The organism is Nocardiopsis sp. LOL_012 (assembly GCF_048060475.1).
Taxonomy (GTDB): Bacteria; Actinomycetota; Actinomycetes; order Streptosporangiales; family Streptosporangiaceae; genus Nocardiopsis.
The window spans coordinates 1-22,476 of sequence record NZ_JBHMIV010000048.1; the positions used below are offsets into that span (position 1 = coordinate 1).

Below are 22,476 nucleotides of genomic sequence, written 5' to 3' on the forward strand. Positions count from 1 at the left end.
GAGACGGTCAGGGCAAGGACCGCGCCGCTAGGCGTCCGTTGAGGGTGGTGGTGGGAGACGGGCGGGCCGAAGCGAAGCGGAGGTTCAGGCCAGCACAGCGCCACACTTTTCTGACCCCGGGGTGATGGACGGGGGCACCGCGCCCCCGGTTATGGTGTGCGGGGCCCAAGGGCCTGTGACAACTGCAACGCGGGAGCTCGCGCCATGGCGGGCTGAGAGGGCGGCTCAAAGGTGTCGCCGACCGCAGAACCTGTTCGGGTAATTCCGACGTAGGGAGGCATGCCATGACGTCCAGCGACGGTCGTTCCCCCGGTTCCGCTAGTGACGGCGGCCAGGTGACCACCGGTCCCATCATGGGATCGCGCAAGGTCTACCGCGAGATCGACGACCCCGCCGGTTTCACGCTCCGTGTTCCCCGGCGCAGGGTGGAGCTCAGCGACGGCAGCCACTTCGACCTGTACGACACCTCCGGCCCCTATACCGACCCCTCCGCCGACATCGACGTGCACCGCGGCCTGCCCCCGGCCCGGCGGCCGTGGATCGACTCCCTGCCGCCGGTGGGCGGGGCGGTCACACAACTGGCCCACGCCAAGGCCGGGACCATCACCCCCGAGATGCGCTTCGTGGCCGAACGCGAGGGCGCGGACCCCGAGTTCGTGCGCTCGGAGGTCGCCGTGGGCCGGGCGGTCATCCCGGTCAACCGCAACCACCCCGAGTCCGAACCGACCATCATCGGCAAGAACTTCCTGGTCAAGATCAACGCCAACATCGGCAACTCCGCCGTCACCTCCTCCGTGCCCGAGGAGGTGGAGAAGATGGTGTGGGCCACCCGGTGGGGCGCCGACACCGTCATGGACCTGTCCACCGGCAAGCGCATCCACGAGACCCGGGAGCGCATCCTGCGCAACTCCCCGGTCCCGATCGGCACGGTCCCCATCTACCAGGCGCTGGAGAAGGTCGACGGCGATCCCGCGCGGCTGAGCTGGGAGATCTACCGCGACACCGTGATCGAGCAGGCTGAACAGGGCGTCGACTACATGACCGTGCACGCCGGGGTCCTGCTGCGGTACGTGCCGCTCACCGCCCGGCGGGTCACCGGCATCGTCTCGCGCGGCGGGTCGATCATGGCCGCCTGGTGCCTGGCCCACCACCAGGAGAGCTTCCTCTACACGCACTTCGAGGAGCTCTGCGCGATCCTGCGCGAGTACGACGTCACCTTCTCCCTGGGGGACGGGCTCCGGCCGGGGTCGGTCGCCGACGCCAACGACGAGGCCCAGTTCGCCGAACTGCGCACCCTCGGCGAGCTCACGCATCTGGCCCGTGCCCACGACGTGCAGGTCATGGTCGAGGGGCCGGGCCACGTCCCCATGCACAAGATCGCGGAGAACGTGCGCCTGGAGGAGGAGCTGTGCGGCGAGGCGCCGTTCTACACGCTCGGCCCCCTGGCCACGGACGTCGCCCCCGGCTACGACCACATCACCTCCGCGATCGGCGCCGCGCAGATCGGGTGGCTGGGCACGGCCATGCTCTGCTACGTCACGCCCAAGGAGCACCTGGGGCTGCCCGACCGGGACGACGTCAAGACCGGTGTGGTCACCTACAAGCTCGCCGCGCACGCCGCCGACCTGGCCAAGGGGCACCCCGGGGCGCAGGAGTGGGACGACGCGCTGTCCAGGGCGCGGTTCGAGTTCCGCTGGCGCGACCAGTTCCACCTGTCCCTGGACCCGGAGACGGCGCAGGCCTACCACGACGAGACCCTGCCCGCCGAACCCGCCAAGACGGCGCACTTCTGCTCGATGTGCGGGCCGAAGTTCTGCTCCATGCGGATCTCCCAGGACGTGCGCGAGTACGCCCGGGAGCGGGGGCTGGACACCGTGGCGGCCGTGGAGAGGGGCATGGCGGAGAAGTCCTCGGAGTTCACCTCCTCGGGCGGCCGGGTCTACCTGCCGATGGCCGACTGAGCCGTGCGCGGGGTGCGTCGGTTTCCGGCGCGCCCCGCGCCTCAGCCGGGTTTGCGGGCGCTGGCCACCAGGTGCACGCCCACGTAGTCGTCGGACTCGGTGGCGCGCAGTTCCATCTCCACCAGGCGGCCCATCGATCTGGGGTCGCGGGCCAGCATCATCTCGACCGTGGAGGCCGACAGCACCGTGCGCGGCTTGAGCCACTCCAGTTCGAGCCCGGCGTCCGCCAGACACTCGGTGAGCTGTTCCGCGGTGAAGCAGCGGGTAATGGAGCCGTCCGGCCAGGGGACTAGGAGCACGTCGGCGCTGGGGGCGTGGCTGAGCTCGGGCCAGCAGTCCTGTTCGGCCAGCAGGGCCATGCCCAGTACCACGGAGTCCACGCAGGCGAGCACCCGGCCGCCGGGGCGCAGGACCCGCGTGATCTCCGCGAGGGAGGCCTCGGTCGCCAGTTGCCGGGACAGGACGCGGTTGTCGGCGATGACCCCGTCGAAGGACTCGGAGGCGAAGGCGCGCAGCAGGGCGGAGTCGCCCACGACGGAGCACATCCGGCCGCGTCTGGCGGGTCTGGGCGGGACCGCGCGCCCGTTCACGAGGGTCAGGGGGCGGCGCATGGCCATGTCCGGCGACGGCAGCAGGGTGACGACGTCGTGTCCGGAGGCGACGGCCCGGTGCGTGCCCTGGAAGTCGGGGCTCGACAGGTCGAGGAGCCTCGCGGGCGCGGAGGGGAGCCAGCCGCCGATCTGCGCTTCGGCGACGGCCCAGTAGAAGCGCCAGTAGTCCGAGAGCCTGTTGGGGGCGGAGAACTGGGCGGCCGGGGACCGGGGGCGATCGGCGGCCGGAGTCGAGGACGGTTGCACGTGCACTCCTCTCCCATCCTGAAATGGTCCTACCCGCACTCTCCCATGACTCACCTCCACAGACGCAGCCGATCAGCGAAGTTCGCGCTCCGAACGGAACCGGATCGGGGGTGAACGGGTGCCCTGTCACCGGAATCAGCCCGCAGAGAACGTTGTTGTGACCGTCACCGCGCGGGCGAGTACGCCCCGGAGACGCTTCCCTGGGAAGGAGGGCCATGCCGAGAGCCAGTGCGTGCCTTGAGAAGGAGCGTGTGTCGGTGCCACGCGACGGCGGTGCGTGGATTCCGTCGGCCGGACCGTATCTTTGGGGTATGGATGCTCCACCCGGGACCAGCGTAGGGAGGCCGACCGGCTTGGAACAGGGCCACGAGGAGGGCCAGGAGACGGTACGCGAGCGCGAGGAGCGCTTCGAGAGGGACGTGCTGCCCTTTCTCGACCAGCTCTACTCGGCCGGGCTGCGGATGACCCGCAACCCCGCGGACGCCGAGGACCTCGTCCAGGAGACGTTCGCCAAGGCGTTCGGTTCGTTCCACCAGTTCAAGCGGGGGACGAACCTCAAGGCATGGCTGTACCGCATCCTCACCAACACCTTCATCAACTCCTACCGCAAGAAGCAGCGGGAGCCCAAGCAGGCCGGGACCGAGGACGTCGAGGACTGGCAGTTGGCGCAGGCGGCCTCGCACACGGCCGCCGGGCTGAAGTCGGCCGAGGCCGAGGCACTCGAACACCTGCCGGACAGCGATGTGAAACGGGCGTTGCAGGAGTTGCCCGAGGACTTCCGGATCGCGGTGTACCTCGCCGATGTCGAGGGCTTCGCCTACAAGGAGGTCGCGGAGATCATGGGGACGCCGATCGGAACGGTCATGTCCCGGTTGCACCGTGGGCGCCGCCAGCTTCGTTCGCTTCTGGAGGAGTACGCGGTGGATCGTGGGTTCCTGCCGGTAAAGGCGGCCTCCGCCACCGCGGGGCGGGGCGCGTCCGGGGAGGGCCGGGGACAGGCGAGTGGGTCGGATCGGGGAGATCGGCGATGAGCGGCGGCCACGGCAAGGACAAGGACACCCCGTGCAGCGAGGTGCTGGACAAGCTCTACACCTATATCGACGGTGAGCTTGAGGACGACAACTGCGACCAGGTCCGCGAGCACCTGGACGACTGTCGGCCCTGTCTGGAGGAGTACGGCTTGGAGGAGGCCGTCAAGCGGCTGGTCGCCAAGCACTGCGGGTGCGACCCCGTTCCCATGGGCCTGCGGGACAAGGTCCTCGGACGGCTGGCGCGGGCCCGTGAGGAGTATGCGGCGCGTGAGGCGGGAGTGGAACGGCCCGGGACCCCCACCTGACTCGGGGGCGCGAAACGGCGGGCGCACGGGGCGGCGGTGTCGGAGAATTCTCCGACACCGCCGCCCCGTATCGTGCGCGGAGTGCGCGTGCCGCAGATGAGCCATTAAAGTCGAATGTCATGCTATGGGCGTTCTGTCATTATTATTATTGTTTATTGGATTATTCCGTATTCCTGATGTGGTTTTGGTCGACTTGCGGGCAGGCTGGTTCCGCCGCTGTGCGGCGACACGCCCGGTGGCGCGTCCTTCTTTCGTGTCGTGATCGACTCGGAATGATTTTTCCCGTCGATCTTGGTCGCCGTATGATGGTGTGACCATGTGTAGTCATGACTGGTGGGTATAGGTGTCCTACTGTGCGGATTTCTCCGTGGGGGTCGGGGGTTGCGCGGTCTCAGTCGCTCTTCTGGTGTTACGTAGAGTTAGATCGATGGTTTCCTAATTGAATTAATACTTCCATATGATGGAATCATCGATGCTCTTCTGGGTGTGTTCGGGGTACGGTTCGGGTCATGGGTAATCGGGTGGCCACGCTTGGCCGTTAAACTGGACTCCATATCCAACGAATGGGGTAATTTATTCCGCGTGTCCAGGGAGTGGGCACGTGTGTGACTCGGGGGAGAGGGGACAACCGTGTTCATCGGTATGGTGCACGTCGTGATGATGGTTCTTTGGTCGGTATCCGCCTTCGCCGGATGGTCCTGGTGGTAGAACAGAACCGGTGAAATCATGACAGTCTGAGTCGTCGTCGGCAGGGGGTGAACGGGGGTGCGGGCTCTTCCCGGTGGCGCACGCGTCTATGTCGGAACCATCATCGCCAGCGCCGTCGCCATCGTGTTGGTCGGGCCGTATTCGGGGATCCACCTCAAGACACTGGTCCTGGTGGCCGTCCTCTTCGTGGTCGCCGAGTCCATCAGTACGATCGTCGTCTCACACGGCAAGATGGGCATGTCGCCGAGCTCGGCGGTATCGCTCGCCGCTGTCGTCCTGGTCGGGCCCGTGGGCGCGGCGGCGGTGGGGTTCGCCTCCTGCCTGACCATCCGCAGACAGAACCTGGTGAAACGGCTCTTCAACGGGGCCCAGTTCGCCTTGGCCGGATATGCTGCCGGGCACGCCTACCTCCTGTGCGGAGGCAGCGTGGGCCCGCTGGCGCGGGAGGACTTCCCGGCCGTCATAGCGCCCTACCTCGTCGCGGTCCTGACCCACACCGCGGTCAACTCCGCCCTCGTCGGCGCGCTGATGTGGACACTGGGTGGCCAGCGGCCCCAGGGCAGGCGCCCGGTCAACTGGCGTCCGCTGGCCGCCGTCGAACTGTCCTCCATCGGCTACCAGATGCTGGGCCTGGCCATCGCGGCCGTGTGGGGCGGGGTCGGCGTCATCGCTCCGCTGATGGTCCTGCTGCCCCTGTTCATCGCCCGCTGGACCTTCGCCCAGCAGGCGGCCGAGGCGCGGGCCCACGAGGCCACCCTCGCCACCCTGTGCCAGGCGGTCGAGACCAAGGACCACTACACCCGCGGCCACTGCATGCGCGTGGCCGAGGCATCCGCGATGATCGCGCGGGAGCTCGGCATGCCCGCCGAGCGGGTGCAGAAGATCCGCTACGCCGGGATGCTGCACGACATCGGCAAGCTCGGGGTGCCCACCAAGGTGCTCCAGAAGCAGGGCAGGCTCACCGACGAGGAGTACGCGGTCATCAAGCTGCACCCAACGCGCGGCTACGAGATCGTCCGCGAGATCAGCTTCCTCGACGAGGCTCTGGACGGGATCCGCCACCACCACGAGAAGCTGGACGGAACCGGCTACCCAATGGGGCTGGTGGGGATGGAGATCCCCGAGTCCGCCCGCATCATCAGCGTGGCCGACGTGTTCGACTGCCTCACCTCCACCCGCTCCTACAAGAAGGCGTGGCCGGTGGACGAGGCCATCGCCGAACTGCGCAACTGCGCCGGGACCCAGTTCGACCCGCGGATGGTGGAGGCGCTCGTGCGGGCCGTCGCCCGCGAGGGCTGGAGCACACCCGACGTCGCCGAACCGCCCGGCGGCAGCTACACGGTGCCCGAACAGGGCTCCCCCGCCGACGACCGGGCCGCGGCGCGCGGCGGCGACGCGCCCGCCGAGGCAGTGACCGGCGGGCGCGAGTGATGGCGGAGGAGCGGGAGACCGGGGAGCCGCCCTCCCGGCGGCCCCTGACCGGCCCCGAGGGCGGCGCGCTCCGGCATCACCGGCCCCACGGCCCCTTCTGGCGGACCACGCGCCCCCTGCGGGCCGTGCTCGTCGGCGCGGCAGGTGCCGCGGCGCTCTTCGCCCTCGTCTCGACCGCGGTGCACGGCACCGTCCAGCCCTACGTCGCCCTGGCCTTCTGCCTGGTCATCACGGGCGGCGAGATGTCGCGCATCACCCTGCCCGGCCACCGGGAGGTCGCCCCCATCGCCTCGGCGGGCGCGATCAGCTACGCGCTGCTGATCAGCCTGGGCGGCGACCCCGTCCAGCACCCGGCGGCCCAGGTGATCGCCGTCGTCTCCCTGGGCATGGCGCTGGGGGAGCTGCCCTACGTCGCGGTCGGCCGCGGGCCGCGGGTGGAGGACCTCGCCCGCCGCCTGCTCACCGTGGTGCTGATCGCCGTGCTGTTTCGCCCGCTGGCCGACACGCTCTCCCTGACGGAGGCCTCGGTCGGGCTCAGCGCACTGATGACCCTCCTCGTGATGTGCGCCTGGCTGGTCGACGCGGTGGTGGCCGCGGCGGTGCGCGCCGAACGGCTGCGCACCGGCCTGCTGGTCGCGGCCCGGGACGAGGTGCGCGCCCAGTTCGCCACGGGGGCCGCCATCGGCGCGAGCGGGGTCCTGATCGCCCTGGCCTGCACCGTCACCGGCCTCGTGGGCCTTCTGGTGTTCAGCGCCCCGCTCCTGGTCTCCCAGATCGCCTTCCGGCGCCACGCGGTGGTGCGCCGTACCTACCTGGAGACGGTGCGCGCGCTGTCCAGGGTCACCGAGGTCGGCGGCTACGTGGAGAACGGCCACTCCCGCCGCGTCAGCCACCTCGCGCACGGGATCGCCTGTGAACTGGGCTTCTCCGAGGACCGGCTCCTGGAACTGGAGTACGCGGCCCTGATGCACGACATCGGACAACTGTCCCTGCACGAGCCCATCGCCGGAGGGGCGACCGTCCTGTCCTCGCCCAAGGAGCAGCGCCGGATCGCCGAGCTCGGGTCGGCCATCATCCGCCAGACCGGCGTCCTGGACGAGGTCGCCGAGATCGTCCGTCGCCAGTGCGAGCCCGTGGCCGGGGACGGCGAGGCCGGCGCGCCCCCGCTGGGCAGCCGGATCATCAAGGTCGCCAACGCCTTCGACGACCTGGTCGGCGGGAGCGACGACGAGGTCCGCCGCGCGGCCGTCCTGGAGCGGCTCCGCATGGACACCGACAGCGAGTACGACCCCAGGGTCGTGGACGCCCTGGCGACCGTCCTGGCCCGGGCCTGAAGCCCTCGCGTCAGTCTGTCGGGGGGCGCAGGCGTGTGACGAACTTATACCGGTCGCCGCGGTACAGGGACCGCACCCACTCCACCGGGTGCCCGTCGCCGTCGAAGCTGTGCTGGCAGTGCAGGACCAGCGGCAGCCCCACGTCCACCCCCAGCAGCCGCGCCTCGTTGGGTGTGGCAAGGACCGTCTCGATGGAGGCCTCGGCCTCGGCGAGCGACACGTCGTAGGCGCTCGCCAGGGCCTCGTAGAGCGATGCGTAGCGGTCGAGCTGGCGTCGCAGTCCGGGGAAGCGCCGCGCGGCCAGGTGCGCCGTCTCCACAGCCATCGGTTCGCCGTTGGCCAGCCGTAGCCGCTCGATTCTCAGCACGCGCCCGCCCGAGCGGATCGCCAGGAGCTCGGCGAGCTGGTCGTCGGCGTTGATGTAGCTCACGTCCAGGATCCGGGTGGCCGGGTGCAGCCCGTGCGCCCGCATCTCCTGCGTGTAACTGGTCAACTGGAGGATCTGGGCGACCTTCGGCTTGGCGACGAACGTGCCCTTGCCCTGGATGCGCAGGAGGCGCCCCTCCACCACCATCTCGGTCAGCGCCTGGCGCACGGTGGTCCTGGAGGTTCCGAACTGCGTCGCCAGGGCCCGCTCCGGCGGTACCGGGTTGCCCGCGGGCATCGCCTCGATGAGCTCCAGGAGCTGCTTCTTCACCTGGTAGTACTTCGGCACCCGCGGGTTGCCGTCCAGTGTGCGTTGACCTGCCATCGGTCTCCTCCAAGGCGTCCCGCTCGGTCCACACGCCTCGCCGCGGCGGTCGGTCGGGCGGTACGAAGACCGCCGATTGGTGTGGACCACTGGTCGAGTGCGTACCTCTTGAGTATGCACGCCTTCATGGGATGATTTGTGAGTGCCTCACCTCAGTGATCTCATCCGGCGACACACGCCGCTCAAGCAGGCGGACATGGAGTGGATCCAGTCCCTGGTCTCGGACTGGCAGCTCCTCGCGGACCTGTCGTTCGCCGATCTCGTCCTGTGGGTGCGCCTGCGCGACGACGACGGTTGGATCGCGGTCGCCCAGATGCGCCCGACGACCGGCCCGACGGCGTTCCAGGACGATCTGGTGGAGACGGTGCTGCGGGACGACATGGGCGACCCCTCCTCCGCCAAGCCGATGCCGCGCGCGGTCGGCCGCCTGGCCCTCATCGACCGCGCCTGGCGTGAGGGGCGCATCTGCCGGGACGGCGACCCCGACTGGTCGGGGGGTGTGCCCGTGCGCGAGGAGACCGTCCCGGTGCGCCGGGGCGACCGCCTCATCGGGGTCATCCAGCGCAGTACCAACCTCAGTTCGGCGCGCACCCCCAGCCGCCTGGAGCTCACCTACCTCCAGAGCGCCGGGGACCTGGCGCAGATGATCGCCGAGGGCGCGTTCCCCTTCAGCGACCAGGGGCCCCTCATGGTCCGCTCGCCCAGGGTCGGCGACGGGCTGCTGCGGCTCGACCAGAACGGCGAGGTGGTCTACGCCAGCCCCAACGCGCTGTCCGCCTACCGCAGGCTGGGCCTGGCCGCGGACCTGGTGGGGGCGCGCCTGGACCGCACCACCCTCGAACTGGCGGCGCAGGGCGAGGCACGGGACGAGGCGCTCACCTACACCGCCAGCGGCCGGGCGCCGCAGGAGGCGGAGGTGGACGCGCGGGGCGTCACCGTCCAGTTGCGCTCGATACCGCTGGTCATCGACAAGGTGCGCATCGGAGCCCTGGTGATGGTGCGCGACGTCACCGAACTACGGCGGCGCGAGCGCGAGCTGATGACCAAGGACGCGACCATCCGGGAGATCCACCACCGGGTGAAGAACAACCTCCAGACGGTGGCGGCGCTGCTGCGCCTGCAGGCCCGGCGCCTGGACGTGCCCGAGGCGCGCGCGGCGCTGGACGAGGCCGTCGGCCGGGTGGGCTCGATCGCGATCGTGCACGAGATGCTCTCGCACACGCCCGACGAGGTCGTGGACTTCGACGACATCGCCGACCGGGTCATGCAGATGGCCGCCGAGGTCTCCTCGACCGGCGGCACGGTGGTGCCCCGGCGGACCGGCGGGTTCGGCCTGCTGTCGGCCCTGGTGGCCACACCGCTGTCGATGGTGCTGGCGGAGCTGGTGCAGAACGCGGTGGAGCACGGCCTCGGGCAGGGCCCCGGCAACATCGAGGTCAGGGTACGCCGCTCGGACGCGGTGCCCGGCGGTGCCAAGGCGGGCGTTCTGGAGCTGGCGGTCTCCGACGATGGCGGGGGGCTGCCCGAGGACTTCGACCTGGAGGGGACGACGAGCCTGGGTCTGCAGATCGTGCGGACCCTCATCGTGGGCGAACTGGGGGGGACCCTGGCGGTCGAGCCGAGGGACGACGGCGGTACGGAGGTGGCGATCAGCCTGCCCGTGGAGCACGAGGAGGGGTCACTGCCCTAGCATCCGCCGGGTCGCCTTAGCTGCGTACCATCGGGCGCCGCGCCAGGCCGCGCCTGCGCATCGCGCGCCGTTCGTCCTCGCTGGTGCCGCCCCACACGCCGCCGTCCTGTCCGCTCTCCAGGGCCCATCTCAGGCAGGCGGAGCTGACGGGGCAGCGGCGGCAGACCTCTTTGGCCTCTTCGATCTGGATCAGTGCGGGGCCGAAGTTGCCGATGGGGAAGAAAAGCTCGGGGTCTTCGTCACGGCAGGCTGCTTCGTGGCGCCAGTCCATGCGGTCCACTCCTCACGGTGAGGTGATCGGGGGTTGTGAACTTTTTCACGATCAAGGTGCGCGGGGCGCCCGGTGGAAGGTTCCCACCGGAGGGGGTAGGCCGGGACGGATCGTGTTCCACACACGGCCATGTGGGAAGCGCCCGATTAACTCGCCCGTAACTCGAGGCGATATCTTGAGCGTGACAGGCTTCGGAAGCCGGTGCAAGAGTTGCCCGGCTCGGAACTCCCCGATCGGCGTGTCGGATGCGTCACACGGTCTGTTAATAATCGCTTTCTTGACCGTTAACAGAAGATGCGTAGCGCCTTCGGTACGGAGTGAAAGGTGACCCGTTCGCGCTCACCCAGGTACTCGCCGTCGATTTCGAACGCCCTGGGATGGGACGAGGAGATCTCCAGTGACCCCAGGTCATGCCAGGTGGTGTAGCCTTCCCCCTCCGCCGGCAGACCCTTGGGGAACAGCATCTGTGAAAGCACCCATCCCACCGCGGTATGTGAGGAGTCGGTCAGCGCGAACGCGTCCAGGCCCAGCTCGAAACGCGAATCCGGGGTCGGCTGGAGTGGCAGCGCACCCGCGTACGTCCACGGTGTGGTGTTGGTGACGATGGCGAAATACGAGCCCTCCAGAACCGAGTCCTCGGTGACCACTCGCAGGGACGGATCCCTGATGTCACCGCGGAAGAACAGCTTCATGGCGGCTTCCGCGTACAGCGCCGGCGTGGCCTTGCGCCCCTGGGACCGCTCGTGCTCCACCAGTTGGACCACGTCCGCGTCCCACCCGAACCCCGCACAGAACGTGAAGTAGCGGTCGTCCTCGCCGCTGGTGATCCGGCCCAGGTTCACCTCGCGCTCACGGCCCTGCCGGAGCGCCTCCATCGCCGTCTGCGCCGCCTCGACGGGGTCGCCGGGCAGGCCGAGCGAGCGCAGGAAGACGTTGGCGCTTCCGCCGGGGATCACCGCGTAGCGGGGGCGCGGCGGCCCCTCCGGGGCGGCCAGGAGCCCGTTGACCACCTCGTTGACGGTGCCGTCGCCGCCCAGGCTCAGCACCGCGCCGAACCCGTCCCCGGCCGCGTCCCGGGCGAGCGTGCTCGCGTGGTCGCGGTGGGCGGTCTCGACCACGGTGAGGTCCAGTTCCTGGGCGAGTACGTCGACGATCGCCTCCCGGATACGGGGCGTGGCCGTCGTTGCCTGGGGGTTCACGATGAAGAGGGCGCGCACGCCCTCAGTCTAGGAGCTGTCCCCGAAGGCTGTGCTGTGCCCCGGGGCGCCGAAGCCGCCCGGCGACGGGCGGAGCGGAGGTTCCAGGAGGGCTGCCGCCGGGGGCGTATAGGCTTTCCGGGTGTCTACACGTCCCTTCACCGTCGTCGTCGCGGCGGTACTGGAAGCCCTGGTCGGGGCGGCGGCCGCGGCCGGCGGCCTGTACAGCCTCTTCACCGCGTTCTCGGGCCGGGCCGCCTCGCTCACCTCGGCGCTGCCGCTCGCCCTCCTGGGGGTGGGAGTCGGCGCGCTCCTGGTGTACGTGTCGGTGGGCCTGTGGCGGCTGCGGGAGTGGGCCCGCACACCGGTGGTCGTCACCGCGCTGTTCCTCGCGGTGGTCTCCTACTACATGTTCACCAGCGGACAGCACGCGATCGGCGGGGTCATGCTCGCCGTGGCGCTGGGCGCCGGCGGGGCGGTCCTGGCCCCGCCGACGACCGCGGCGCTCTTCCCCCCACACGAGGGGGAGTAGCCCCGCGGTCGTCGGCCCGGGTACGAACCGGGAGACACCGTCTAGTCGTCCGTGGTGAGCGCCTGGCGCAGTTGGGCCAGGGTGCGCGCCAGCAGGCGCGAGACGTGCATCTGGGAGATGCCCAGCTCCTGGGCGATCTGCGACTGCGTCATGTTGCCGAAGAAGCGCAGCAGCAGGATGCGCTTCTCCCGCGGGGGCAGTTGCTCCAAGAGCGGTTTGAGCGACTCGCGGTACTCGACGCCCTCCAGCGACTCGTCGACGATCCCCAGGGAGTCGGCGACGGCCGGGGCGTCCTCGTCCCCGCTGTCGGGCGCGTCCAGTGACACGGTCGAGTAGGCGTTGGCGGACTCCAGGCCCTCCAGCACCTCCTCCTCGGTCATCTGCAGGTGCGCCGCCAGTTCCGCCACGGTGGGGGAGCGCCCCTCCCGCTGCGACAGGTCGCTCACGGCCTTGGTGAGTGAGAGCTTCAGCTCCTGGAGGCGGCGGGGGACCCGCACGGCCCAGCCCTTGTCGCGGAAGTGCCGCTTGATCTCACCGACGATGGTCGGGGTGGCGTAGGTGGAGAACTCCACCCCGCGTTCGAGGTCGAACCGGTCGATGGACTTGATCAGCCCGATCGTGGCCACCTGGGTGAGGTCGTCCAGCCACTCGCCGCGGTTGCGGAAGCGGCGGGCCAGGTACTCGACGAGGGGGAGGTGCAGTTCCACCAGCTCGTCGCGGATCCGGCGCCGCTCCTCCGAGTCCTCGTCGAGCTCGTTCAGGCGCTCGAACAACTGTCTCGCACGGGCCCGGTCGGGCACGGCGTGCTCGGTCTTCGCTGTCAGAGCGGGCCCCCTTTCGCTCACGTGGACTCCAGCGTGCCGCGGTGCTTGCACAGGACGATGTGGACGCGGTCGTCCACCCCGACACCCGCGTCGACGTCCCCGGCCAGCGCGGACAGGACGGTCCAGGCGAAGGTGTCGCGCGCCGGCAGGCGTCCGTCCGCGGTCATGACCGAGACGGAGATGCGCATCGCCTCGGGGGTGAGTTCGAACTCTGTGGTCAGTTCTGTGCCGGGCAGCGCCTGGGTGAGCAGCATGGCGCATGCCTCGTCGACCCCGATACGCAGGTCCTCGATCTCGTCGAGGGTGAAGTCGAGGCGTGCGGCCAGACCCGCCGTCGCCGTCCGCAGGACGGACAGATACGCGCTGTCCGCGGGCAGCGTGACGGTGACGGCGTCCCGGATTCCGATGGCGTCGGCCGTGGGCACAGCGGTTTCTTCGGTCACGTCCCTCCTTCGGGGGGCGAGGTTGCCGCTTGACTGCAATGTATCTCGTTTCGCCCTCCCCCCGCCGCAGGGAAGCGGGATCGTGTCCGCGCGCGGAGCTCTGAACACGGCGGGGAGCGCCGGTTCGGGCTTTCGGGAAGAACCGCGGCGGCGCGTGCGTCGCCCCGTGCGGCGGTCAGTCCGGCCGGGTGGCGACCATCCGTTCGACCGTCCCGAACCCGAGGTGGTCGTGGTGGCCCACGTCGAAGCCGGCGGCGGTCGCGGAGTCCCGGTGGAGGGTGCGCGCACGCTCGCGCCGCCTCTCCTCCGAGGGCAGCCGCGAGTGGGTGATGTGGTCGACGAACAGCAGGCGTCCCCCGGGCACCAGCACGCGGTACATCTCGGCCATGGCGCTGTGCCGGTCGGCGACCACGCTCAGGCCCATCACGCACACCACGGTGTCGAAGGTCTTGTCGGGGAACCCCATGGCCTGGGCGTCGCCCTCGACGAGGCGGACCAGGGCCCCCAGGTCCCGCGCGGTCTCGCGGGCCCGCGCCAGCATCTCCGGGTTGAGGTCGAGGCCGGTCAGCCGGGCCTGGGGCGGGTAGTGGCGGAGGTTGCGCCCGCTGCCCACGGCGACCTCCAGGGTCTCTCCGCGGGCCCCCGAGCACAGGATCTCCCGGGTGCGTCTCAGTGCGGGGGGCTCGAACATCCCGCTCAGGGCGTCCAGGGCCGCCCGGCGGTTCCAGGTCCTGCGTGCGCGCTCGGTGAGCGGGTCCATGTCGTCCCCTGAAAGCGATGAGGATGCCCCTGCGCAATGACTCTGCGACCAGTGAGGCGTCGGGTCAAGTCGCGTGGCGGGTGTTTCCCTGAACAGAGCGGGACCGCCCCTGATGAACACGCGGAGGGACGGGTTCGGGTTGAGCGATTCACTTGTGATATGGGTCACATTACACGAAGGGGGGCGTCCGACACGCCGAACACGCCTGTTCCGGCGGAGCCACAGCCGTTTTCAGATACTTCGAAGCCATGTGTCGCATGAGCGGATGTTTCGGTGTGGTCTATAGTTCGCGCCCCGCGATTCTCCTTCGGGCTCCGTTATGAGAGAATCACGGCACGGGTCAACCCCGTGAGAGGCGGCCGCACTGCACTCGCATAAGAGTCCAGCGAAGAACGCCCCTCCCCGGACACCCCGCCGTGGCACCGGCGGCCCACTGTCCCGGAGGGCTCCCCTAGCACTCACACGTCTTCGCGTGCGGCATCGCCACTGTCGAGTCCGCCCACGTCATGGCCGGCGTCGGGCGTACAGCGAAACCTGAGGGGTTTGAAAAGTTGTCCACTGATGCGCATTCCCATTCCCTGAACGACCCCACCGAGCTGGACAGGGATCCCGCCTTCGCGATGCACCGCGGCGGGAAGCTGCACGTCACCTCCTCCGTCGAGGTGAACGACCGCGCGAGCCTGGCCCTGGCCTACACACCCGGCGTCGCCCGCGTCTGCGACGCCATCGCCGAGAACCCCGAGCTCGTCGACACCTACACCTGGAAGAGCGGCCTCGTCGCCGTCGTCACCGACGGCACCGCGGTCCTGGGGCTGGGCAACATCGGCCCCGAGGCCTCGCTGCCCGTCATGGAGGGCAAGTCGCTGCTGTTCAAGCAGTTCGGCGGCGTCGACTCCGTGCCGATCGCCCTCACCTGCACCGACGTCGACGACTTCGTCGAGACCGTCGTGCGCATGGCCCCGTCGTTCGGCGGCATCAACCTGGAGGACATCTCCGCGCCGCGCTGCTTCGAGATCGAGCGCAAGCTGCGTGAACGACTGGACATCCCGGTCTTCCACGACGACCAGCACGGCACCGCCATCGTCACCGTCGCCGCGCTCCAGAACGCCGCGCGCCTCACCGGGCGCACCCTCGGCGACCTGCGCGCCGTGGTCTCCGGCGCCGGAGCCGCCGGGGTCGCCGTCACCAAGATGCTCCTGGACGGCGGGATCGGCGACATCGCCGTGGCCGACTCCAAGGGCCTGATCCACCAGGGCCGCGAAGGGCTGACCCCCGTCAAGCAGGAGCTGGCCGAGATCACCAACGAGGCCGGTCTGCAGGGCTCCATCGAGAGCGCGCTCAACGGCGCGGACGTCTTCATCGGGCTGTCGTCGGGCGAGGTCCCCGAGGAGGTCGTGGCCACCATGGCCAAGGACTCCATCGTCTTCGCCATGGCCAACCCCAACCCGGAGGTCCACCCCGACGTCGCCCGCAAGTACGCGAGCGTCGTCGCGACCGGGCGCAGTGACTTCCCGAACCAGATCAACAACGTCCTCGCCTTCCCCGGCGTGTTCCGCGGCGCCTTCGACGCCGGCGCCGGCGACATCACCGAGAACATGAAGCTGGCCGCCGCCACCGCGCTGGCCGAGCTGGTCGGCGACGACCTGTCCGCCGACTACGTCATCCCGGGCGCCTTCGACGAGCGGGTGGCCCCGGCCATCGCGGCCGCCGTCGCCGAGCAGGCGCGCAAGGACGGCGTCGCCCGGTAGAGGGACCGTTCCCGGGACGGGCCCGAGGAGCGCGCCCCCGCGCCGCCCCTCGGGCCCCTCCCGTGCCGGCCGGTTCCCGTTCAGCCGTCCCGGCGCTCGTCCTGCTCGCCGACGGCCGTGCCCCACGGGTCGGCCGACCCCTCGGGCCCCGGCCGGGACTCGGGTTCCCCCGGCCCTTCGGCGGTCCCCGAAGGGGCCGTCTCCGGTTCCTGTTCTGTCGTCTTGGACGCCTCCCGGGGCTGCTGCGGTTCTGGCGAACCGCCGGAGCCGGTGGGTGCCTCGTCCCCGCCGCCCCTCCCGGGCGGACCCCAGCGGCCCATGTCGCGGCGGATCACCTCGACGGTCTCGTCCAGGATGCGCTTCAGATCGTTGACGGCCGCCTCGCCGACGTGGCCCGCCTCGTGCGCCACGTCGCGTACCCGGTCGGTGAAGTCGCGCAGGGCCTGGTCGAACTCGGGGCTCTTCGTCTGTCCGCGGCCCCAGACGGTGCCCAGCCCTCCGAGCCCCTGGGTGAACCGCTCCCACTCGCGTGCCCACGGGCCGCCGTCGCCGCAGGCGCGCTCCTTGTCCCCGGTGCCCTGGTCGCCGGTTCGCGTGGCGGAGGGGTCCTCGGCCTGAGGGGCCTGCCCGGAGCCCTCGGCGCGCTCCTGCCGCGTGTCCGCGGACTCGGGCTCCGGTCGGCGTGTGCCCGAACCGGTGTACGTCAGTTCCTCGCGCAGCGAGCTGATGGTGGCGCGCACGTCCTGCTTGACCGCCCGCGCGATGTCGCGTACCGAATCGGTGATCTCCCGCTCCAGGTCGGCCAGGTCGCCCTCACGTGCGCGCAGCTCCTCGCGCCCCTTGTCGGTGAGGCGGTAGACCTTGCGGCCGCCCTCCTCGGTGTGGGCGACCAGGCCCTCCTCCTCCAGGCGGGCCAGGCGCGGGTAGATGGTACCGGGGGAGGGCGAGTACACGCCCAGGAAGCGGTCCCGGAGCAGGCTGATGATCTCGTAGCCGTGCCTGGGGCTCTCGTCCAGCAGTTTGAGCAGGTACAGCCGGAGTCTGCCGTGGCCGAACATGGTACTCATTCAGGCCCCCTCGGGGATCGCCGCGGGTGCCTCGGGCGCACGGCGCAGCAGCGCGGTCCGTCCGGACACGGTGCGGGTGGAGATGGTCGCTGGGTCGACGCCGGGGCCGATCTTCCCGCTCAGCGCCTTGCGTGCCGGGGCCTCACGTCTATCCAGCGAGAAGTCGCTGTCCAGCTTGCCGGTGACCGAGTGCATCTCGACGGCGGCCGAGGTCTCGGCGGGCACCCGCAGCGCGATCTCGCCGGAGACGGTGTTCAGCCGGACCCGGCCGGAGGGGGCGAGGTCGGTGTCGGCGAGGATCTGGCCGGAGGCGGACTTGGCGTCGAACCCCGACAGCCGTCCGCCAGCGACCGCGAGCGGGCCGTTCACGCTGCTGAAGCTCAGGGTGCCCGACGGATTGCGCAGCGACGTCTGGCCGGTCGCCGTGCTGATCTCCGTGGTGCCCGACGCGTCGTCGAGGGTGATCTCCCCGGACGCGGTCCGGATGGAGGTGCGGGCCCTGAGACCGGCGGCGACCACGGCCGCGCTGACCGTGTTCACCTCGACCGGGCAGCCCGCAGGGAGCCGCAGGTTCACGGTGGCCTTGCGCCCGCCCATGCCCTTGTAGCCGTTGAGCTGGATCGGTTTGAGCCGGTCGAGGAGCCCCTGGCCGGTGAGGTCCTCGTAGGTGATGGTGAGGATGCCCGCCTCCTGGGTCGCCAGGACGGGGCCGCCGGTGATGTCGCTGATCTCGAAGGTGACCGGGTCGTCGGTCGGGAGGATGTTGACGTGACCGCCGATGATGCGGACGCGCAGTGCGACGATGCCGTCCAACGTGTGCGTCAACGGCTTGTCGATGGTCCAACGTGCCATCGTGCACCCTTTCGCTCGCTCGTGCTTTCACGATATGTCGCGAGTCAGGGGAACTCAAGATATGTCGCGGATCTGCGGGTTTGTTCAGGGGGGAGTGGGGGTGGCCCCTGAGATGAACCGATGTCTGTTCTGTGACGTTTCATGCATGTGTATCCGCTTGGATGGGTGGACATTCCCCACAGGAGTCACAGATGCACCCTTCCCCCGGGCAAGAGCCCGTCCAGATCTCGGCCCGACCGATCGTGATCGGAGCCGACCCGCGGAGACGTCGGCGGTTGCCGCACGCCCTCAGGTTCCTGCGGGCCCTGCTCGTCCTGGCCGCCCTCTACCAAGGGCTGGCCCTCGTCAGCACCGTGGTCCTCCTGCTGGACTGGTACTCCTCCACCCCGACCCTCACCACACGCGCGATCGTCGGGAGTGACTTCGACGCGGTCCGCCTCTGGTTCTGGATCGTGATGTACACGCCCCTCGTGTTCCTCTACGCCTACGCCGTCGAACGGCTCACCAAGGGGGCGGGGCAGCGGGCGGTCCTGGTCACCCTGGCCGTCCACGCCGTGCTGCTCGCGGTCGACACGGCGATCATGACCGCCATGGAACCGCCGAGCGGCCTGCTCGTCACTGTGCTCGCCTGGCTGATCATGACCACCATGCGGCTGCTCATCCCCGGGTTCTTCCTCCTGGTACTGCGGCTGCCCAGCAGCAAGGAGGCGTTCCGGGAGAGGGCCGAACACCGGTAGGGGTAGCAGGCACGCGCAGGGGCCCGGGAGGATTCCCGGGCCCCTGCGTCACTCACTATTCGTCGTCCTCGTCGTCCAGCCGGGCCAGCCAGGTGGCCAGGCGGTCGACGGGGGTCTCGAACTCGGGGTGCACGTCGGTGAACACCCGCAACTGCTCGGCGAGCCAGGCGAAGCTGACCTCCTCGCCGCCGCGGCGGTTCTCCAACTCCTCGATTCCGCGATCGGTGTAGTACATGCTGTGCTTTCTACGCCCTCGCAGGCTCGGTCGGGGCTCGGGGCGCGGAGAACCGGCCTCTTCGTCGTCGCTAGTCCGCAGGCGGGAACACCGTGTCCACCAGGGCGCGCTGCTCCGCCTCGTGCCGCTTGGCCGAACCGGCGGCCGGCGCCGAGGACGCCGGACGCGAGATCCGGGTGAACGGACGGTCGAGCTGCTCGGAGAAGACCAGCGCCACGAACGGCCACGGGCCCATGTTCGCGGGCTCCTCCTGGACCCACAGGACCTCGCCCGCCTTCGGGTAGGCCTTGAGCTGCTCGCGGATCTCCTCGATCGGCAGCGGGTAGAGCCGCTCCGTGCGGATGATCGCGGTGTGCTTGTCCCCGCTCTTGCGGCGCGCCGCATCCAGGTCGTAGTAGATCTTGCCCGAGCACAGCACCACCCGGCGGACCTTCTCCGGAGCGATGGAGTCGTCGGTGATCAGCGGACGGAAGTGGCCCGTGGTGAAGTCCTCGGCGGCCGAGACCGCGGCCTTCAGCCGCAGCAGCGACTTGGGCGTGAAGACCACCAGCGGGCGCTCCAGCGGCGACTTCGCCTGCCAGCGCAGCAGGTGGAAGTAGCTCGCCGGGGTGGTCGGCATCGCCACGGTCATGTTCTCCTGCGCGCACAGTTGCAGGAACCGCTCGATGCGGGCCGAGGAGTGGTCCGGCCCCTGGCCCTCGTAGCCGTGCGGCAGCAGCATGGTCACGCTGGAGCGCTGGCCCCACTTCTGCTCGCCCGCGCTGATGTACTCGTCGATGACGCTCTGGGCGCCGTTGACGAAGTCACCGAACTGGGCCTCCCACATGACCAGCGCCTCGGGGCGGGTCAGCGAGTATCCGTACTCGAAGCCCAGGGCCGCGTACTCGCTCAGCAGGGAGTCGTGCACGTGGAACCGGGTGGTGCCCGAGTCGAACTGCTTGAGCGGCGTGTACGACGCGCCGGTCTCGCGGTCCATCAGTGTGGCGTGGCGCTGCCCGAAGGTGCCACGCCGGCTGTCCTGGCCGATCAGGCGGACCGGGTGGTCGTCCAGCAGCAAAGACCCGAAGGCCAGCAGCTCACCGGTCGCCCAGTCGATCGTGTCGCTCTCCACGGCCTGGGCGCGCCGCTGGAGCTGCGGTGCCAGCCTGGGGTGCGCGGTGAAGTCCTCGGGCAGGTTGACCTGCGTGTCGATGACCCGCTTCACCGTCTCGGTGCTGATCGCGGTCTCGACCGCGGAGTGGTCCAGGCGGCCCTCGGTGAACACTTCGGGCTTGACCACGGCACCGGGTTCGACCGGCCGCTTCTCGACCTCGCGGGTCTCGCTGAAGGCGCGCTCCAGTTCGCTCTGGAAGTCGCGCAGCGCCGACTCGGCCTCCTCCACCGTGATGTCACCGCGGCCGATCAGGGCCTCGGTGTACAGCTTGCGGGTGGAGCGCTTGGTGTCGATGACGTCGTACATCAGCGGCTGCGTGAACGCGGGGTTGTCGCCCTCGTTGTGTCCGCGGCGCCGGTAGCAGACCAGGTCGATGACGACGTCCTTGTTGAACGCCTGACGGTAGGCGAAGGCCAGGTGCGCGACCCGGACCACGGCCTCGGGGTCGTCCCCGTTGACGTGGAAGATCGGCGCCTGCACCATGCGCGCCACGTCCGTGGCGTACACGCTGGAGCGGCTGTCCGACGGCGAGGTGGTGAAGCCCACCTGGTTGTTCACGATGACGTGCACCGTGCCGCCGGTGCGGTAGCCGCGCAACTGCGACAGGTTCAGGGTCTCGGCGACCACGCCCTGTCCGGCGAACGCCGCGTCGCCGTGGATGAGGATGGGCAGCACCGTGAAGCCGTGCGGTCCCTTGTTCAGCAGGTCCTGCTTGGCGCGGACGATGCCCTCGGCGACCGGGTCGACCGTCTCCAGGTGGGAGGGGTTGGCGGCCAGGGAGATGGCGATGCGCTCGCCGTCCTTGGTCTCGAAGACGCCCTCGGTGCCCAGGTGGTACTTCACGTCGCCGGAGCCGTGCGCGCTGCGCGGGTCGAGGTTGCCCTCGAACTCGCCGAAGATCTGCCCGTAGGACTTGCCGCAGATGTTGGCGAGCACGTTGAGGCGGCCGCGGTGGGCCATGCCGATGACGGCCTCGTCCAGCTCGGCCCGGGCCGCCCGGGAGATCACCCCGTCCAGCAGGGGGATCAGCGACTCCCCGCCTTCGAGGGAGAAGCGCTTCTGGCCCACGTACTTGGTCTGAAGGAAGGTCTCGAACGCCTCGGCGCTGTTGAGCCGGTGCAGGATGTGCAGTTGCTCGTCGCGGTCGAGCTTCTCGTGCTCGCGCTCGACGTGCGACTGGATCCACTCCCGCTCCTCCGGGCTCTGGATGTGCATGTACTCGATACCCACCGTGCGGCAGTAGGTGTCGCGCAGCACGCCCAGCATGTCGCGGAGCTTCATGACCTGCTTGCCGCCGAAGCCCCCGGTGGGGAAGGAGCGGTCCAGGTCCCACAGGGTCAGCCCGTGCTGGAGGACGTCCAGGTCGGGGTGGCGCCGCTGCTCGTGGTCGAGCGGGTTGGTGTCGGCCATGAGGTGGCCGCGCACCCGGTAGGCGTGGATCAGCTCCTGGACCCGGGTGGCCTTGTCGAGCTGGGTGGCCGTGTTGACGTGGATGTCCTGCACCCAGCGGACCGGTTCGTAGGGGATGTGCAGGGAGCGGAAGATCTCGTCGTAGAAACCCTCCTCGCCCAGCAGGAGCTGGTGGATCCGGCGCAGGAACTCGCCGGACTGCGCGCCCTGGATGATCCGGTGGTCGTAGGTGGACGTCAGCGTCATGACCTTGCTGATGCCCAGCTCGCTCAGGGTGTCCTGGGAGGCGCCCTGGAACTCGGCGGGGTACTCCATCGCGCCCACACCGAGGATGGTGCCCTGCCCGGGCATCAGGCGCGGCACCGAGTGCACGGTGCCGATGCCGCCCGGGTTGGTGAGGCTGATGGTGGTGCCCTGGAAGTCGGGCACGCCCAGCTTGTTGTTGCGGGCCTTGCGGACCAGGTCCTCGTAGCCGCCCCAGAACTCCGCGAAGTCCATCTCGTCGGCGCCCTTGATGGAGGGGACGACGAGCTGGCGGGAGCCGTCGGACTTCTGGAGGTCGATGGCCAGGCCGAAGTTGACGTGGTCGGGCTTGGCCACACCGGGCTTGCCGTCGACCTCGACGTAGGAGTGGTTCATCTCCGGCATCGACTCCAGCGCCTTGACCATGGCGAAGCCGATGAGGTGCGTGAAGGAGACCTTCCCGCCGCGTGCGCGCCGGAGATGGTTGTTGATGACGATGCGGTTGTCGAACAGGAGCTTGACCGGGACCGCGCGCACACTGGTGGCGGTCGGCAGCGCCAGGCTCGACTCCATGTTGGTCGCGGTCCGCGCGGGAGCACCGCGCAGTCGCTCCCTCTTGACCTCGTCGCTCTCGGGTTCGGTGGCCTTGGCCGTCTTCTTCGGCGCCGGAGCCGCGGGGGCCTTGCTCTTCTTCGCCTTCGCGGTCTTGGCTGCCCCTCCGCCCTGCGCGCCGGTATCCGCGGGCTTGTAGTCCGCGAAGAAGTTCCACCAGGCCTTGTCAACGGAGTCGGGGTCGGTCAGGTACTTCTGATAAAGCTCCTCGACCAACCACTCGTTGGGGCCGAAATCTGTCAGGGGTTGAGACGCCTCAGACGACACGGCGGAGATCGCCCACTTCCGCAGCTCGCTAGTGAATGTGTACGGACGGGTGGCTGCT

At 69.7% G+C, this 22,476-nt stretch carries 20 protein-coding genes and 1 riboswitch; of the genes, 9 read left to right on the forward strand and 11 right to left on the reverse strand.

Features of this window, described 5'->3' with window-relative positions; translation table 11 throughout:
- The first annotated feature begins 179 nt into the window (after nucleotides 1-179).
- Nucleotides 180-291, forward strand: a riboswitch (TPP riboswitch).
- The gene (gene thiC / locus ACFHWE_RS22085) at nucleotides 285-1,961 is read left to right on the forward strand and encodes a phosphomethylpyrimidine synthase ThiC (RefSeq protein WP_416603775.1); all 1,677 of its coding nucleotides are present in this window, start codon (nucleotides 285-287) and stop codon (nucleotides 1,959-1,961) included. (Overlaps the previous riboswitch by 7 nt.)
- A 41-nt stretch (nucleotides 1,962-2,002) precedes the next feature.
- Here the strand turns inward: thiC and ACFHWE_RS22090 are convergent, their stop codons facing one another.
- Nucleotides 2,003-2,824 carry a methyltransferase domain-containing protein gene (locus tag ACFHWE_RS22090; RefSeq protein WP_416603777.1) on the reverse strand — a complete coding sequence of 274 codons (822 nt, stop codon included), beginning with the start codon at nucleotides 2,822-2,824 and terminating at the stop codon, nucleotides 2,003-2,005.
- A gap of 305 nt (nucleotides 2,825-3,129) precedes the next feature.
- On the opposite strand from ACFHWE_RS22090, the gene ACFHWE_RS22095 reads away from it, so the two are divergent.
- From ACFHWE_RS22095 to ACFHWE_RS22110, 4 genes are all read left to right on the forward strand, one after another.
- Entirely contained in the window at nucleotides 3,130-3,849 is a 720-nt protein-coding gene (locus ACFHWE_RS22095; protein ID WP_416603779.1) for a sigma-70 family RNA polymerase sigma factor, read from the forward strand.
- Nucleotides 3,846-4,154, forward strand: coding sequence for a mycothiol system anti-sigma-R factor (rsrA, locus tag ACFHWE_RS22100; RefSeq protein WP_416603781.1), 309 nt, complete (start codon nucleotides 3,846-3,848; stop codon nucleotides 4,152-4,154). Before ACFHWE_RS22095 ends, rsrA begins: the two co-directional genes overlap by 4 nt.
- 831 nt (nucleotides 4,155-4,985) lie before the next feature.
- Nucleotides 4,986-6,293, forward strand: coding sequence for an HD-GYP domain-containing protein (locus ACFHWE_RS22105; protein ID WP_416603810.1), 1,308 nt, complete (start codon nucleotides 4,986-4,988; stop codon nucleotides 6,291-6,293).
- Nucleotides 6,293-7,627 carry an HD-GYP domain-containing protein gene (locus tag ACFHWE_RS22110; RefSeq protein WP_416603782.1) on the forward strand — a complete coding sequence of 445 codons (1,335 nt, stop codon included), beginning with the start codon at nucleotides 6,293-6,295 and terminating at the stop codon, nucleotides 7,625-7,627. The genes ACFHWE_RS22105 and ACFHWE_RS22110 overlap by 1 nt, the downstream gene beginning before the upstream one ends.
- A 10-nt stretch (nucleotides 7,628-7,637) precedes the next feature.
- Here ACFHWE_RS22110 and ACFHWE_RS22115 read toward each other — a convergent pair whose 3' ends face one another.
- On the reverse strand, nucleotides 7,638-8,378 hold the full coding sequence (locus ACFHWE_RS22115) for a GntR family transcriptional regulator (protein ID WP_416603783.1): 741 nt from the start codon (nucleotides 8,376-8,378) through the stop codon (nucleotides 7,638-7,640).
- A gap of 142 nt (nucleotides 8,379-8,520) precedes the next feature.
- Here ACFHWE_RS22115 and ACFHWE_RS22120 point away from each other — a divergent pair, with 142 nt between their 5' ends.
- Complete coding sequence (locus ACFHWE_RS22120) at nucleotides 8,521-10,068, forward strand: sensor histidine kinase (protein WP_416603785.1); 1,548 nt, start codon at nucleotides 8,521-8,523, stop codon at nucleotides 10,066-10,068.
- Nucleotides 10,069-10,084: 16 nt separating this feature from the next.
- Here the strand turns inward: ACFHWE_RS22120 and ACFHWE_RS22125 are convergent, their stop codons facing one another.
- Nucleotides 10,085-10,339, reverse strand: coding sequence for a WhiB family transcriptional regulator (locus ACFHWE_RS22125; protein WP_028648488.1), 255 nt, complete (start codon nucleotides 10,337-10,339; stop codon nucleotides 10,085-10,087).
- A gap of 284 nt (nucleotides 10,340-10,623) precedes the next feature.
- Complete coding sequence (locus tag ACFHWE_RS22130; protein ID WP_416603787.1) at nucleotides 10,624-11,556, reverse strand: diacylglycerol/lipid kinase family protein; 933 nt, start codon at nucleotides 11,554-11,556, stop codon at nucleotides 10,624-10,626.
- A gap of 121 nt (nucleotides 11,557-11,677) precedes the next feature.
- Between ACFHWE_RS22130 and ACFHWE_RS22135 the strand changes: the two genes are divergently transcribed.
- The gene (locus tag ACFHWE_RS22135) at nucleotides 11,678-12,067 is read left to right on the forward strand and encodes a hypothetical protein (protein WP_416603789.1); all 390 of its coding nucleotides are present in this window, start codon (nucleotides 11,678-11,680) and stop codon (nucleotides 12,065-12,067) included.
- Between the two features lie 41 nt (nucleotides 12,068-12,108).
- Here ACFHWE_RS22135 and ACFHWE_RS22140 read toward each other — a convergent pair whose 3' ends face one another.
- The 3 genes from ACFHWE_RS22140 to ACFHWE_RS22150 all read right to left on the reverse strand — a co-directional run bounded on the left by ACFHWE_RS22140 (nucleotide 12,109) and on the right by ACFHWE_RS22150 (nucleotide 14,094).
- Entirely contained in the window at nucleotides 12,109-12,840 is a 732-nt protein-coding gene (locus ACFHWE_RS22140; RefSeq protein ID WP_028648491.1) for an RNA polymerase sigma factor SigF, read from the reverse strand.
- 68 nt (nucleotides 12,841-12,908) lie between these two features.
- Nucleotides 12,909-13,334 carry an anti-sigma factor gene (locus ACFHWE_RS22145; protein ID WP_416603790.1) on the reverse strand — a complete coding sequence of 142 codons (426 nt, stop codon included), beginning with the start codon at nucleotides 13,332-13,334 and terminating at the stop codon, nucleotides 12,909-12,911.
- Nucleotides 13,335-13,509: 175 nt separating this feature from the next.
- Nucleotides 13,510-14,094, reverse strand: coding sequence for a class I SAM-dependent methyltransferase (locus ACFHWE_RS22150; RefSeq protein ID WP_416603792.1), 585 nt, complete (start codon nucleotides 14,092-14,094; stop codon nucleotides 13,510-13,512).
- A gap of 620 nt (nucleotides 14,095-14,714) precedes the next feature.
- Between ACFHWE_RS22150 and ACFHWE_RS22155 the strand changes: the two genes are divergently transcribed.
- Nucleotides 14,715-15,842: an NAD(P)-dependent malic enzyme gene (locus ACFHWE_RS22155; RefSeq protein WP_416603811.1), complete on the forward strand. Its 1,128-nt coding sequence runs from the start codon at nucleotides 14,715-14,717 to the stop codon at nucleotides 15,840-15,842.
- A gap of 80 nt (nucleotides 15,843-15,922) precedes the next feature.
- On the opposite strand, the gene ACFHWE_RS22160 is transcribed toward ACFHWE_RS22155, so the two are convergent.
- Both ACFHWE_RS22160 and ACFHWE_RS22165 read right to left on the reverse strand, forming a co-directional pair.
- Nucleotides 15,923-16,909 carry a helix-turn-helix transcriptional regulator gene (locus ACFHWE_RS22160; protein ID WP_416603793.1) on the reverse strand — a complete coding sequence of 329 codons (987 nt, stop codon included), beginning with the start codon at nucleotides 16,907-16,909 and terminating at the stop codon, nucleotides 15,923-15,925.
- Complete coding sequence (locus tag ACFHWE_RS22165) at nucleotides 16,910-17,761, reverse strand: DUF4097 family beta strand repeat-containing protein (protein ID WP_416603794.1); 852 nt, start codon at nucleotides 17,759-17,761, stop codon at nucleotides 16,910-16,912. It lies immediately after the preceding gene.
- Nucleotides 17,762-17,952: 191 nt separating this feature from the next.
- Between ACFHWE_RS22165 and ACFHWE_RS22170 the strand changes: the two genes are divergently transcribed.
- Entirely contained in the window at nucleotides 17,953-18,498 is a 546-nt protein-coding gene (locus tag ACFHWE_RS22170) for a hypothetical protein (RefSeq protein ID WP_416603795.1), read from the forward strand.
- A gap of 55 nt (nucleotides 18,499-18,553) precedes the next feature.
- On the opposite strand, the gene ACFHWE_RS22175 is transcribed toward ACFHWE_RS22170, so the two are convergent.
- Complete coding sequence (locus ACFHWE_RS22175) at nucleotides 18,554-18,733, reverse strand: DUF6104 family protein (RefSeq protein WP_416603797.1); 180 nt, start codon at nucleotides 18,731-18,733, stop codon at nucleotides 18,554-18,556.
- A gap of 70 nt (nucleotides 18,734-18,803) precedes the next feature.
- On the reverse strand, nucleotides 18,804-22,418 hold the full coding sequence (locus tag ACFHWE_RS22180; RefSeq protein WP_416603799.1) for a multifunctional oxoglutarate decarboxylase/oxoglutarate dehydrogenase thiamine pyrophosphate-binding subunit/dihydrolipoyllysine-residue succinyltransferase subunit: 3,615 nt from the start codon (nucleotides 22,416-22,418) through the stop codon (nucleotides 18,804-18,806).
- Nucleotides 22,419-22,476: the final 58 nt, after the last annotated feature.